General features: G+C 69.8%; 12 protein-coding genes. 1 reads left to right on the forward strand and 11 read right to left on the reverse strand.

Annotated features, from left to right (window positions below; genetic code table 11):
• Window positions 1–152: 152 nt before the first annotated feature.
• Window positions 153–1490, reverse strand: coding sequence for a replicative DNA helicase (gene dnaB, locus H9L21_RS15085; RefSeq protein WP_154597315.1), 1338 nt, complete (start codon window positions 1488–1490; stop codon window positions 153–155).
• A gap of 467 nt (window positions 1491–1957) precedes the next feature.
• Between dnaB and H9L21_RS15090 the strand changes: the two genes are divergently transcribed.
• Window positions 1958–3265: an MATE family efflux transporter gene (locus H9L21_RS15090; RefSeq protein ID WP_255467095.1), complete on the forward strand. Its 1308-nt coding sequence runs from the start codon at window positions 1958–1960 to the stop codon at window positions 3263–3265.
• Window positions 3266–3287: 22 nt separating this feature from the next.
• Here the strand turns inward: H9L21_RS15090 and H9L21_RS15095 are convergent, their stop codons facing one another.
• The 10 genes from H9L21_RS15095 to H9L21_RS15140 form a co-directional block, all read right to left on the reverse strand.
• Complete coding sequence (locus H9L21_RS15095) at window positions 3288–4067, reverse strand: siderophore-interacting protein (protein WP_154597313.1); 780 nt, start codon at window positions 4065–4067, stop codon at window positions 3288–3290.
• Window positions 4067–5719 (reverse strand): ABC transporter family substrate-binding protein, encoded by a 1653-nt coding sequence (locus H9L21_RS15100; RefSeq protein ID WP_154597312.1) that lies wholly within the window; start codon window positions 5717–5719, stop codon window positions 4067–4069. Before H9L21_RS15100 ends, H9L21_RS15095 begins: the two co-directional genes overlap by 1 nt.
• A gap of 50 nt (window positions 5720–5769) precedes the next feature.
• Window positions 5770–6216: a 50S ribosomal protein L9 gene (gene rplI / locus H9L21_RS15105; protein WP_154597311.1), complete on the reverse strand. Its 447-nt coding sequence runs from the start codon at window positions 6214–6216 to the stop codon at window positions 5770–5772.
• A gap of 19 nt (window positions 6217–6235) precedes the next feature.
• Entirely contained in the window at window positions 6236–6472 is a 237-nt protein-coding gene (gene rpsR / locus H9L21_RS15110; protein WP_143914296.1) for a 30S ribosomal protein S18, read from the reverse strand.
• A gap of 36 nt (window positions 6473–6508) precedes the next feature.
• On the reverse strand, window positions 6509–7078 hold the full coding sequence (locus tag H9L21_RS15115) for a single-stranded DNA-binding protein (protein WP_154597310.1): 570 nt from the start codon (window positions 7076–7078) through the stop codon (window positions 6509–6511).
• Window positions 7079–7154: 76 nt separating this feature from the next.
• Complete coding sequence (gene rpsF, locus H9L21_RS15120) at window positions 7155–7448, reverse strand: 30S ribosomal protein S6 (protein WP_154597542.1); 294 nt, start codon at window positions 7446–7448, stop codon at window positions 7155–7157.
• Between the two features lie 135 nt (window positions 7449–7583).
• Entirely contained in the window at window positions 7584–10142 is a 2559-nt protein-coding gene (locus tag H9L21_RS15125) for an ABC transporter permease (protein WP_154597309.1), read from the reverse strand.
• A 1-nt stretch (window position 10143) separates the two neighbouring features.
• Window positions 10144–10887 (reverse strand): ABC transporter ATP-binding protein, encoded by a 744-nt coding sequence (locus H9L21_RS15130; RefSeq protein WP_154597308.1) that lies wholly within the window; start codon window positions 10885–10887, stop codon window positions 10144–10146.
• 53 nt (window positions 10888–10940) lie between these two features.
• Complete coding sequence (gene mgrA, locus H9L21_RS15135; protein ID WP_154597307.1) at window positions 10941–12014, reverse strand: L-glyceraldehyde 3-phosphate reductase; 1074 nt, start codon at window positions 12012–12014, stop codon at window positions 10941–10943.
• Between the two features lie 42 nt (window positions 12015–12056).
• Window positions 12057–12899 (reverse strand): transglutaminase family protein, encoded by an 843-nt coding sequence (locus H9L21_RS15140; protein WP_154597306.1) that lies wholly within the window; start codon window positions 12897–12899, stop codon window positions 12057–12059.
• Between the last annotated feature and the right edge of the window lie 21 nt (window positions 12900–12920).

A 12920-nucleotide genomic window follows, 5' to 3' on the forward strand; every position in this document is an offset into this window, starting at 1 on the left:
CGCAACGGGGACCACGTAGGACCGCACTCCACGCCCCCCCTCTTGGCCAGCGCACGCTACAGATGCACCAGCGTTCCAGAAGGAGAAACAGTCAGCGGTGCTTTTAATGAACCAACCTCGTTTGTATGAAGTTCGCTGCAGCTCGACAGGGATCAGGCGAAGTCGGCACCCGATGCGCCGCCGCCGGCGCCTTCGGGCTCGCGCGCCATCGGGGTGAAGCGCGAGTAGTGGCCCTGGAAGGACACGGCGACCTTGTTGACCGGGCCGGAACGGTTCTTGGCCACGATGATGTCGGCCTCGCCGGGGCGCTCGGACTCGCCGGCTCCGTGGGCGTCGGGACGGTTCAGCAGCATGACGATGTCGGCGTCTTGCTCGATCGAGCCGGACTCACGCAGGTCGGAGATCTGCGGGGTCTTGTCGGTGCGCTGCTCGGAGCCACGGTTCAACTGGCTGATCGCGACCACGGGGACGCCGAGTTCCTTGGCCAGCAGCTTGATCTGGCGGGAGAACTCCGAGACCTCGACCTGACGGTTCTCGACCTTCTTGCCCGAGGTCATCAGCTGCAGGTAGTCGAGCACCACGAAGTCGAGGCCGTGCTGCTTCTTGATGCGCCGGGCCTTCGAGCGGATCTCGGGCATCGTCATGTTCGGGCTGTCGTCGATGATGATCGGCGCGGCCTGCACGGTGGCCATCGCCCGGCCGATCGCGTCCCAGTCACGGCTGGACATCGAGCCGGCGCGCATGTGGTGGATGGCGACCTTGGCCTCGGCGGACAGCAGACGCATGGCGATCTCCGAGCCGGTCATTTCCAAGCTGAAGATGGCCGAGGTGAGTCCCTGGCGGATCGAGGCGTTGCGGACGAAGTCCAGGCCGAGGGTCGACTTGCCGACGCCGGGTCGCGCCGCGACGACGATCATCTGGCCGGGCTTGAAGCCCGTGGTGAGGCGATCGAGGTCGGGGAAGCCCGACATCACGCCGTGCACCTCGCCGGAACGCGTCTCGAGCTCCTCGAGCTCGTCGATCGTGTACGACATCAGGTCGGACAGGACGTTGTAGTCCTCGCCGGACTTGGTGCCGTCGACGTCCAGGACCGCCTTCTGCGCGCGGTCGACGATGTCCTGGATCTCGCCCGTACCGGACTGGCCCAGCTGGGCGACCTGCTGGCCGACCTCGACGAGGCGCCGCAGCACGGCCTTCTCGTGGACGATTTCGGCGTAGTAGTCGACGTTGGCGGCGATCGGCACGCCCTGGACCAGGTCGTGCAGGTAGGCCGCGCCGCCGATGCGGGCGATCTCGCCCCGGCGGGTCAGCTCGGCCGCGACGGTGATCGCGTCGGCCGGCTCGCCGCGACCGGACAGGTCGCAGATGACGTCGAAGATCAGCTCGTGGGCGGGGCGGTAGAAGTCACGGCTCTCGAGCAGGTCGGTGGCCGGGTCGATCGCGTTCTTCGACAGCAGCATCGCGCCGAGAACACTCTGCTCGGCCGCCATGTCCTGGGGCGGAACGTAGCCCGATCCCGCGGAGTCCGATGGATGTTCGGACTCATACAGATCGGTAACGCTCACGGCACTCCTCGACGTGATCGGCAGCTGGGTTTGAAACTACGTGTGAGGTCCGACAGAACCGACTTCCCCTCGGTTCTGGTGTTCCCTTCCGGTGACCATACGGGGCCCCGGCACGCGGGTACAGACGGTCATGCACACGGGGTGTGCAGAAGTCACGCAAACCTGTGGAAAACGCCGGTCGCGCGTGTGCACAGCCGGTGGATCACCCTGTGGACAATCGCGTGTGGCGCAGGTCACAAGCGCCTCTGACCTGCGCAAACGTGAGTCACAAGGTGTGGAGTTGTGATAGCCGGGTGTGATTTTCGTGGATCGGGTTATCCACGGGCGTGTCGCAAGCGAGGGCCGACTTGTCGACAAATTCACCTCACTGGTCACAGCGGTATCGTCGCCCCGTGCGGATCTCCTCTCTCGACCGTCGAATCCTCGCGATCACGGTCCCGGCCTTCGCCGCGCTGATCTGCGAGCCCCTCATGCTGATGGCCGACACCGCCATCGTGGGTCACCTCGGCCGGGCCGAGCTGGCCGCGCTCGGGGCCGCCTCCACGGTCTTGTCGACCATCGTCGGGCTGTGCGTCTTCCTGGCCTACGGCAGCACCGCCACGGTCGCCCGGCACCAGGGCGCCGGGGAGCCCCGCCGGGCCCTGGAGGCGGCCCTGGGAGGCGTCTGGTTGGCCTTGCTGATCGGCCTCGTGCTCGGTGCCTTCACGTCGGTGGCCGCGCGGCCGATGGCCCGGGCACTGTCCAGCTCGCCCGCGGTCGCGGACCTCACCACCGAGTACCTGAGGATCGCCGCCGCGAGCATCCCCGCCGTGCTGCTCGTCCTGGCCGCCACCGGCGCCCTGCGCGGGGTGTTGGACCTGCGCACGCCCCTGGTCGTGATGGTCGCGGCGAACGTCCTGAACGTGGTGCTGACGGTCGCGCTGGTCTACGGGGCGGGCCTGGACCTGCGCGGCGCCGCCCTCGGCCTGGTGCTGGCCCAGTGGGCCGCCGCCCTCGCTCTCGTGGCCCAGGTCCTGCGCCGAAGCCGCGAGACCGAGGCCTCGCCCCGCCTGCGGTGGGACGACGTCGCCCGCGCCGCGCGCGAGGGCGTCCCCCTGCTGTTGCGCACGCTGAGCCTGCGCGCCGTCCTGCTGCTGGCCACCCTCGTCGCGGCCGGGTTCGGCGACGCCTCGCTCGCCGCGCACCAGATCGCCACCACCCTGGTCATGTTCCTGGCGTTCGCGCTCGACGCCTTCGCGATCGCGGCGCAGACGCTGACGGGTCACTCGCTCGGGGCCGGCGACGCCGAGGGCACCCGTCACGTCACGCGACGGGTCATCGCCTGGGGGCTCGGCTTCGGCATCGTCGCCGGCGCTCTGCTGGCGTTGACCGCGCCGTGGGTCGCGCGTGCCTTCACCCCCGACGCGGACGTGCGCGCGGCCGCGGTGCCCGCCCTCCTGCTGGTCGCGCTCATCCAGCCGATCTCGGGGGTCGTGTTCGTGCTGGACGGCGTGCTGATCGGCGCCGGGGACGGCGTGTACCTGGCATGGGCCAGTCTGATCACGCTGCTGATCTACGCGCCGGTGGCGCTGCTGATCCGGGCGACGGACGCCGGCTTCACCTGGTTGTGGGCCGCGTACGCGCTGTTCCAGGCCACGCGGTGGGTGACGCTGTGGCTGCGCCAGCGCAGTGACCGCTGGCTCGTGCTCGGCTCGACCTGAGGCGCGAGCGGCCGGGGAGCCGTCAGCGCCGCCAGTAGCCGGTGGCGTCGAGGCAGTCGCGGGGCACGCCACGCTCGTCGGCGAGGTGGCGGCGCACCTCGCGCACGGCGCCGGACTCGCCGGCGACCCAGCAGAACGTCGGCACGTCGGGCCAGGGCAGCTCGCGGATCGCGTCGATCCAGGCGTCCGCGCCGTGGACCCAGCGGATCGTCACGCCCTCGAGGGACGGGAGGTCCTGGATCCCGGCCGGCGAGGCCACCTCGATGACGATGTCGGCGCTCATCGTGCCGGTCCACTCGTCGAGCAGCCGCGCGATGGCGGGCAGGGCCGTCTCGTCGCCCCCCAGCACGAACCGGTCGACCCCGGTCGGCAGCAGCAGCGATCGGGTGGGGCCGACGATCCAGGCCGGGTCCCCCGGCTGCGTGCGACGGGCCCAACCGGCGGCGAACCCGCCCTCGTGCAGCACGAAGTCCAGGTCGAGCTCGCCATCGGCGAAGCGCCGCGGCGTGTAGTCCTTGGCCACCGGGCGACCGCCGGCGCCACCCCACTCGAGCCGGTCGGGCCCTTGCACCGGCAGCGGCGGACGATCGGTGCCCTCGAGGGGGACGAGCAGCTTCACGTGGTCGTCGAAGCCCTCGGACCGGAACGGCGCCGCGGTGCCACCGGCGACGGGGAACGCCTCAAGCTGCTCGCCGGTCAGGGTGACCCGCCGGGTCGTCTCAGAGACGTCGGCGACCCGGACGACGCGCAGCTCGCGCAGGATCGTCGGCCAACCCACCGCTTCGCGCCGGGTACGGGCCATCAGTCGCTGCCCTCCGCGAAGCCCACCCGGGTCCAGTCCAGGTCGGCCAGGGCGGTGGGTCCGTAGTTGCGCACGTCGGGATCGACGGCGAGCACCTCGGGCACCACGGCCAGCGGCATGATCGACGCCTGGGCGCGCGTGACCTTGTCGACCTTGGCGATCGCGGCCGTGCGCTTCTTCACGTCGAGCTGCGCGATCGCCGCGTCGAACGCCTTCGCCGTGGCCTTCGACGACTTGCCGGTGAAGTTCAGCGGGCTGTCGATCGGGGTGAAGAGGCGCTTGACCTCGCCCAGGCCGAACGGCTCGACCGACCAGGTGAACGTGGTCAGGTCAAAGTCGAGCGGGATCACGACCTTCTCGAAGAACGTGTCACCGGGCACCTCCTGGACCTTGACCCGGACGCCGACCTCGGCGAGATCATCGGCGATCGCCTCAGCTCGCTCGACGGCGCCGGACCGGGTGTTCGGGACCGGCAACGTCAGGGTCAGGGGACGGCCCTTGCGGCGGACCAGGCCCTTGCCGCCCTCGCGCTTCCAGCCGGCCTTCGCCAACAGCGCAGCGGCGCGGTCGACGTTGCGCGCCAGCGGCTTGGTCTTCGGGTCGCCGACCTGACCGGGCAGCAGCACGACCGAGCTCATCGGCACCGTACTGACGCCGTAACGCTTGGACGTGTCCTTCACGACGCCCTCGGCGTCGACCGCCAGCATCACGGCACGGCGCACGTCGGCGTCGGCCAGCGGCCCGGTGCCGCCGTTGATCGTCAGCTGCGACCAATCCGACCCGAGCGAGGCCCGCAGGTCCGCGTCCGCCAGCGCCTTGCGGTTGGCGGGCGTGACGGGAGCCGACTCCAGCTCGCCGGCCACGTGCGCGGCGGCCAGGACGTCGTCGGGACCGATGCGCCACACGATCGAGTCCAGCTTGGGGCGACTGCCCCACCACCGCGGGTTGCGCTCGAGGGTGATCGTGCCGGTGCGGCGCTCGATCCCCGAGACGATGTAGGGCCCGTTCGCGGAGGGCGCCTTGGCGGTGAGTCCACGGTTGAACGTCTTGACGGACTTCGTGTAGGCCTTCGGCAGCGTCGGGTAGACCGCGGCGGGCCAGTCGGCGGTCGGCTCGTCGAAGACGACCTCGTAGGCGAACGCACCGTCGGCCCGGACCTCGTCGACCGCGTCGATCGCGGGGACGCGCGCGGCGGCGTAGTCGTCGTCCTGCATCGCCTTGACGAACGACACCATGTCGGCCGCGGTGATCGGCGACCCGCCCTGCCACACGGCCTGGCGATTGAGCTCGACCCGGACGGTCAGCGGGGAGCGGTCGATGATGTCGACGTCGGTGGCGTAGTTCGGGTCGACCACCCACGAGCCGTCAGCCCGGACCCGGACGGCACTGCCGAGGGTCGGGGCGAGGATCTGCGGCGCGGTACTGGCGACACCGGCGGTGTGGACCGGGTTGAACGTGGCCGGGAACGAGCCGATGCCGAGCCGCAGGGTGCCGCCGAACCGGACGTCGTCCTCACCGGCCGGGTGCACGTCGGCCAGCGGCAGCGACGTGTCGGCGGAGGTCTTCGGGCTCTGCGAGCTCGCGGTCGTCTCGTCGGAGGAGTCATCGCCCCCACCGAAGCAGCCGGCGAGCAGCGTGCTCGCCAGCGCCACAACAGCAAACCGCCGGGCCCCGCGTGAAGCGGGACCCGGCGACTTGAGAATCACTTGGCGGCGACGACGTTCAGCTTGACCGTCGCGACGACCTCGGGGTGCACGCGGACGGAGACCGTGTGCGAGCCGAGGCTCTTGATCGGGTTGCCGACTTCGATGCGACGCTTGTCGACCTGCGCGCCGGCCTCGGCCAGCGCGTCGGCGATGTCGGTGACGGTGACGGCGCCGAAGAGGCGACCGCCCTCGCCAGCCTGCGCCGAGACGTTGATCGCGGACGACTCGAGGTTGCCCTTGATCGACTTGGCGGTCTCGAGATCGTGCACGGCGCGCGCATCGCGAGCAGCCTTGATCGACTCGACCTGGTTGGCAGCGCCCTTCGTCCAACGGATGGCGAAGTTGCGCGGCAGCAGGAAGTTACGGCCGTAGCCGTCCTTGACCTCGACGATGTCGCCGGGCTGGCCGAGGTTCGAGACCTCGTGCGTGAGGATGAGCTTCATCTGTTCGTTGCTCCTGTACTCAGCGACCGCTGGACGTGTAGGGCAGCAGCGCCATCTCGCGCGCGTTCTTGATCGCCTTGGCGATCTGACGCTGCTCCTGGACGGACACGCCGGTGACGCGACGAGCGCGGATCTTGCCGCGGTCGGAGATGAACTTCCGCAGCAGTGCGGTGTCCTTGTAATCGATGGTGGTGACGCCGGCAACCGCGAGCGGGTTGCTCTTCTTCTTCGGCTTCCGGACAACGGGCTTGGCCATGATGCTCCTGGAAAATTTCTTGCTACGTGTGATGGATCAGAAGGGGGGCTCGTCGGTCGAACCGCCGGCACTGCCGCCGCCGCCCCAGGGGTCGTTGCCCCCGGCCGGCGCCTGCGGCTGCGAGGGCTGGGCCCACGCGCTGGCGTTCGACTGCTGACCAGCAGGCTGGCCGCCACCGAAACCACCGGCGTTGCCGCCGGAGTTCCCGCCGCCGAAGCCGCCGCCCTGACCGCCTCCGCCACCCGACGTGCGGGTGACCTGGGCGGTGGCGTTGCGCAGCGACGGGCCGACCTCGTCGACCGTCATCTCGACGCTCGTGCCCCGGCCGCCGTCCTGACGCTCGTACTCGCGGACCTTCAGCGCACCGGTCACGATGACGCGGGTGCCCTTGGTCAGCGAGCCGGCGACGTTCTCGGCCAGCTGGCGCCAGGCCGAGCAGCGGATGAACAGCGTGTCGCCGTCCTTCCACTCGTTCGTCTGACGGTCGAACGTGCGCGCGGTGGACGCGACGGTGAAGTCGGCGACCGCGGCACCCGACGGCGTGAACCGCAGTTCGGGGTCACGGGTCAGGTTGCCGACGAGGGTGATGGTGGTTTCGCCTGCCATGGAATCAGCCTTCTCTCGAGGTGCTCTCGCGACGAGTGTGTCGGATTCAGGGGACGGAATGTCTCCGTCCACAGAATCACTTCACGTCGGGACGCGTGACCTTCGTACGGACGACGGACTCGTTCAGCGACAGCTGACGGTCCAGCTCCTTGACCGAGGCGGGCTCGGCGGACAGACCGATGACGGCGTAGATGCCCTCGGACTTCTTGTTGATCTCGTAGGCCAGGCGGCGCTTGCCCCACACATCGATGGCGTCGACGGAACCGCCGTCGGCGACGATCGTGTTGTTGAGGTAGGTCGAGAGGCTCTTCTCGACGGAACGCTCATCGACGTCCGCATCGAGGATGACCATGACTTCGTACTTGCGCAGTGACACTGCGGGTTCTCCTTTGGACTGGGCGGTGACGGGCTTTCCGTCACAGGAGGTGTCGCCTCGAACGGCAACCTCACGAGTCTAGCAGTGGCCCGTCGTTGCGGACCAATCCTCGATCGGACGCCCCGGGGATCACTCGCCGGTGATCGCCTTCAACACGTCGAGCTTGGCGGCACGACGTGCCGGCAGCACGGCCGCGAGGACGCCGACGAGCGCCGAGACCACCACGAACACCGCCAAGGAGCCGATCGGGATGGCCAGGTCGCTGATGCCGTCGTTCTGGAAGGAGCGTTGCAGGGCGATGCCGAACAGCAGCCCTGCTCCGATCCCCAGCACCGCACCCAGGATCGCGATCGCCACCGACTCCAGGCGCACCATGCGCCGCAACTGCGGACGGGTCAGGCCAACCGCGCGGAGCAGTCCGATCTCGCGGGTGCGCTCGATGACGCTGAGCGCCAGCGTGTTCACGATGCCCAGCACGGCGATGACGATCGCCAGACCCAGCAGCGCGTAGATCAGGTACAGCAGCGTGTTGACCTGCGAGCGCTGCGCCTCGGCGTAGCTCTCCTTGTCCTGCACGACGATCGTGGGGTTGTCGCCCACCGCCCGCTCGAGGTTGGCCCGCACGGTGCGCGTGCCGGTGCCGGGGGTGGCGTTGATCGCCAGCGAGGTGTCGCCGCGCTTGATGCCCGCCGCCGCGACGGTGGTCAGCGGCACGATGGCCTGGCCGACGACGTTGCTGTCGGCGTACACACCCGTCACGGTCGCGTCGAACTCACCGGAGCTGAACGCCAGCTTCACCACGTCGCCCGTCGAGCGGTCGATCGACTCCGCCATCGACTCGCTGAGCGCGATCATGTTCTCGCCGGTGGGCGCCGTGCCATCGGAGAACGCCAGCTCGAAGACCTCCGCGAACTGCTCGGCGTCGGTCGCCGACGCGAAGACCTGCGTGCCGTCGGCCTCGAACACGATCGACTGGGCCGGCGAGACGGCCGCGACGCCCGGGACCGCGCCGATCTTCTGCGAGATCTCGGGCGAGAACGGCTGGCCACTGACGTTCTGGACGATGAAGTCGGCCGAGAACTCGCGCTCGACGCCCTTGTCGATGGACGTGTTGATCGAGGCGCCCAGGATCGACATCGTCGTGACCAGCGCGAGACCGATCATCAGCGCCGACGCGGTCGCGGCCGTGCGCCGCGGGTTGCGCCGCGCGTTCTGCGCCGCCAACTGACCCACCGACTTGTAGACGGTCCGATAGAGGACGCCGAAGGCGGCCAGGACCGGCGACGCGATGATCGGGCTGCCCAGCGCGACCGCCATCAGCACGCCGAAGATGCCCGCACCGACCCAGACGATGGGGCGGGGAACGTCGAGCCAGGAGCCGGCCGCCATCGACCCGGCACCGGCCAAGCCGAACAGCAACGCGATCACGAGCCGCCACCGCAGCGACGACTCGGGCATCGCGACCTCGTCGCGCATCGCCGCGACCGGGGGCACCCGGGCGGCGCGACGGGCGGGGATCCACGCCGCGAGCATCGTCACCAGAACGCCGACGGCGTAGGCCAGGATGACCGTCCGCGGCTGGAACACCAGCGACGTGCCCGACAGGTCGAGGCCGAACCGGCTGAACAGGACCTTGAGCAGCATCGCCAGGCCGAAGCCCATCGCCAGGCCCAACGTCGAGCCGATGACGCCGATCACGAACGCCTCGGTCAGCACCGAGCGGCTGACCTGGGGACGCGAGGCGCCCAGGGCGCGCAGCAGGGCCAGTTCGCGACTGCGCTGGGCAACCAGGATCGAGAACGTGTTGACGATCAGGAAGGTGCCGACCACCAGGGCGATGCCGGCGAAGACCAGCAGGAAGGTGTTGAGGAACCCGAGCAGCTGGTCGAAGAGGTCCTTGGACTCCTCGGCGACCGAGTCGCCCGTGACCGACTCCGTGCCCTCGGGGATGACCTTGGCAACCTGGTCGGCCACCTCGCGCTGGGTCGCCCCGGCCTTGGCCTCGACCTGGATGACACTGAAGGCGTCCTTGCCCTCGAGGAAGTACTTCTGGGCGCTGAGATCGTCGAAGATCACGAGCGTCGCGCCGGCCAGGCCGCCGGAGCTGAAGTCGAAGATGCCCACGAGCTTCGCCTTGAGGATGGGCGGCTCGCTGGGCAGCGCGATCTTGACGGTGTCGCCCAGGCGATAGCCGGCCACCTCGGCCGAGCGCGCGTCGAGGGCGATCTCGCCGTCCTGGGTCGGAGCGCGGCCCTGCTCCCACTTCAGCATCTGGTCGCCGGCGGCGTTCGGGATCGGGTCGCCGTCGCCGGCGTTGAGGGCGATCGTGGGCGCACCGGTGCCGCCGAGCAGACGGTTGTTCTTCTTGACGACGAACAGGCCGCCGCCGTTGACCGCACCCTCCGCGCGCTCGACGCCGGGCAGGGCGGAGATCTCCTCGATGACCGAGGCCGGGATGGAGCGGGCCTCGCGGTTGACGCTCATCGCGATGGCGTCGCCGTTGCCCGTCTCGGGCCGGACCGCCACGTCGGTGACGGTGCCGTACGCGATCTGGTCGAAGCTCTCGCCGATCGTGTCGGTGAACACCAGGGAGCCCGAGAGGAACGCGATGCCCAGCACGATCGCGAAGGCGCTCAGGAACAGACGGACCTTGCGAGCTACGAGGTTGCGCCAGGTGACTCTGCGCACGTCACACGCCGATCCGGCGCTGGACGACGCTCATGCGCTCGAGGACCTTCTCGGCCGTGGGGTGACGCAGCTCGGACACCACGCGGCCGTCGGCCAGGTAGACGACCCGGTCGGTGTAGCTGGCGGCGACGGGATCGTGCGTGACCATGACGATCGTCTGGCCGAACTCGTCGACACTGCGGCGCAGGAACGACAGGACCTCGGCGCCCGACGTGGAATCGAGGTTGCCGGTGGGCTCGTCGGCGAACACGATCGACGGACGGCTGACGAGCGCGCGGGCGCACGCCACGCGCTGGGCCTGACCGCCGGACATCTCGTTGGGACGGTGCTTGAGCCGGTCGGCCAGGCCGACGGCCTCGATCACGTTGGCGTACCACTTCGGATCGGGCTTGCGGCCGGCGATCGACAGCGGCAGCAGGATGTTCTCCTCGGCCGTCAGCGTGGGCACCAGGTTGAACGCCTGGAAGACGAAGCCGATCTTCTCGCGGCGCATCACGGTGAGCGCCTTGTCGTCGAGCTTGGCCAGCGTGGTGGGACCGATCGTCACGCGACCACCGTCGGGGGTGTCCAGTGCCGCCATGCAGTGCATCAGCGTCGACTTGCCCGATCCGGAGGGGCCCATGACCGCCGTGAACTCACCCTCGTAGATCTCCAGCGAGACCCCGTCGAGCGCCCGGACCTGGGCGTCGCCCTTGCCGTACGTCTTCGTGAGCTCGTGCGCGTGCGCCGCGACGGTCTTTTCCATGGGCCAGAGCCTAGGCGACAGGACCAGATTTTCGACCGGAGTGTCACTGTGAGTTACACGATGTCAGCCGATCCGCCCCACAGGTCGACCCGCGCGTCGGCGTCGTGACCGACGAGCTCGTCGATCCGATCGAGCTCCTCGGCGGTGAAATCGGTGTTCGCCGCCGCCTGGATGTTCTCGTCGAGCTGCTCGGTGCGCGAGGCGCCGATGAGGGCCGAGGTGGCCGCGCCGGGCCGCAGCACCCAGGAGATCGCGAGCTGGGCCAGGGTCTGGCCGCGCTCGCGGGCGACGTCGGCCAGGCCACGCAGGCGATCGCGGTTGCCCTCGACCACCGAGTCGTCGAACGAGGACCGGCCGCCGGCCCGCTGCACCGGCTCGTCGCCGAGGTAGCGGTCCGTCAACAGCCCTTGCGCCAGCGGGGTGAAGGCGATCGAACCCATGCCGACGTCCTCGAGAGTGGCGAACAGCTCGTCCTCGACCCAGCGGTTGACCATCGAGTAGGCCGGCTGGTGGATGACCAGCGGCGTACCCAGGTCGGCGGCCACCTCGGCGGCGCGGCGCGTGCGCTCGGCCGAGTACGACGAGATGCCGACGTAGAGCGCCTTGCCCTGGCGCACCGCCGTGTCGAGCGCCCCCACCGTCTCCTCGACGGGCGTGTCCGGATCGGCACGGTGTGAGTAGAAGATGTCGACGTGGTCCAGACCCATCCGGGTCAGCGACGCGTCGAGGCTCGCCAGCAGGTACTTGCGCGAGCCGAGGAACCCGTACGGGCCGGGCCACATGTCCCAGCCGGCCTTGGTCGAGATGATCAGCTCGTCGCGGTAGGGCGCGAAGTCGCCGCGCATCATCCGGCCGAAGTTCTCCTCGGCCGACCCCGGCGGCGGGCCGTAGTTGTTGGCCAGGTCGAAGTGCGTGATGCCCAGGTCGAAGGCGTGGCGCAGGATCTCGCGCTGGCTGTCGAACGTGCGGTTGTCACCGAAATTCCACCACAGCCCGAGGCTGATCGGCGGCAGCAGCAGGCCCGACCGGCCCACCCGCCGGTACTCCAGGCTCTGGTAGCGGTCGGCGTCGGCCTGCCACGGGCGGTGGGTCTCGTCGACGCGGTTGCGGGTCCAGTCGGTGCTCATGCGTTCACGGTATGCCGCCGCGCCGACGGCGGCACGACGCCCTCAGAGCAGACGGGTGATCTCGACGTCGACGGTGGTGCTGACCTCGCCGTCGGTCGAGTAGATCCCCCGCAGATTCGGGTTGTCGTCGAAGTCGCGCCCACGCGAGACGATGATGTGACGCTCGCCCGGGGACTCGCCGTGCGTGACGTCCCAGCCGACCCAGCGTCCGTCCCACCACTCCAGCCACGCGTGCGGCTCGGCCTCGACCGGGACGTCGACCTGCGGCTCGGTCTCGGGGTGGACGTATCCCGCGACGAAGCGCGCCGGGATCGATGCGTGACGCAGGGCGCCGATCGCGACGTGGGTGATGTCGTGCGTGACGCCGCGGCCGGTGTCCCAGGCCTCCTCGGCGGTGGCGCTGACGTGGGTGGCCGCGACGAGTCGCTTGACCCGGTCCCGCAGCAGTTCGACGACCGCCTCCACGTACGCCCCCGGCGTCGCGGCGGTGGCGCGAATCGCGTCCAGCAAAGGGACGAGCGAGGGCGACGGGCGCACCTTGTCCTGCTGGTGCACGAACTCGCAGTACCGGTCGAGCGTGGACGGGTCGAGGTCGTCCCAGCCGATGGAGCGGCCGGGCTCGGCCGGATCGGCGGTGTCGACGACCGAGGTCGCCACGACCCGCAGCTCGTCGTGCGGGTCGGTGACCTCGAACGCCGTCACGGTGGCGCCCCAGTAGTCGCGGTACTCCTGCGACCACGCCGTCGGGGCGATCTCGAGCCGCGACCGGCGGACGTACTGGTCGGACGTGGTCTGCGGGGTCAGCCGGGCCTCGCTGTACGACGCCCGCGTGGGCACGGAGTACGTATAGGTCGTCGCGTGCCGGACGCGCATGCGCATGCTCATGCCGGAACCCCCGAGAAGAGA

The sequence above is a fragment of the Aeromicrobium senzhongii genome, assembly GCF_014334735.1.
GTDB classification, from domain to species: Bacteria; Actinomycetota; Actinomycetes; order Propionibacteriales; family Nocardioidaceae; genus Aeromicrobium; species Aeromicrobium senzhongii.

Coding starts and splice junctions, on each gene's coding strand:
- dnaB (WP_154597315.1), bottom strand. CDS start 1,490: ATGGCGGCCGAGCAGAGTGTTCTCGGCGCGATGCTGCTGTCGAAGAAC.
- H9L21_RS15095 (WP_154597313.1), bottom strand. CDS start 4,067: ATGGCCCGTACCCGGCGCGAAGCGGTGGGTTGGCCGACGATCCTGCGC.
- rplI (WP_154597311.1), bottom strand. CDS start 6,216: ATGAAGCTCATCCTCACGCACGAGGTCTCGAACCTCGGCCAGCCCGGC.
- rpsR (WP_143914296.1), bottom strand. CDS start 6,472: ATGGCCAAGCCCGTTGTCCGGAAGCCGAAGAAGAAGAGCAACCCGCTC.
- H9L21_RS15115 (WP_154597310.1), bottom strand. CDS start 7,078: ATGGCAGGCGAAACCACCATCACCCTCGTCGGCAACCTGACCCGTGAC.
- H9L21_RS15130 (WP_154597308.1), bottom strand. CDS start 10,887: ATGGAAAAGACCGTCGCGGCGCACGCGCACGAGCTCACGAAGACGTAC.
- mgrA (WP_154597307.1), bottom strand. CDS start 12,014: ATGAGCACCGACTGGACCCGCAACCGCGTCGACGAGACCCACCGCCCG.
- H9L21_RS15140 (WP_154597306.1), bottom strand. CDS start 12,899: ATGAGCATGCGCATGCGCGTCCGGCACGCGACGACCTATACGTACTCC.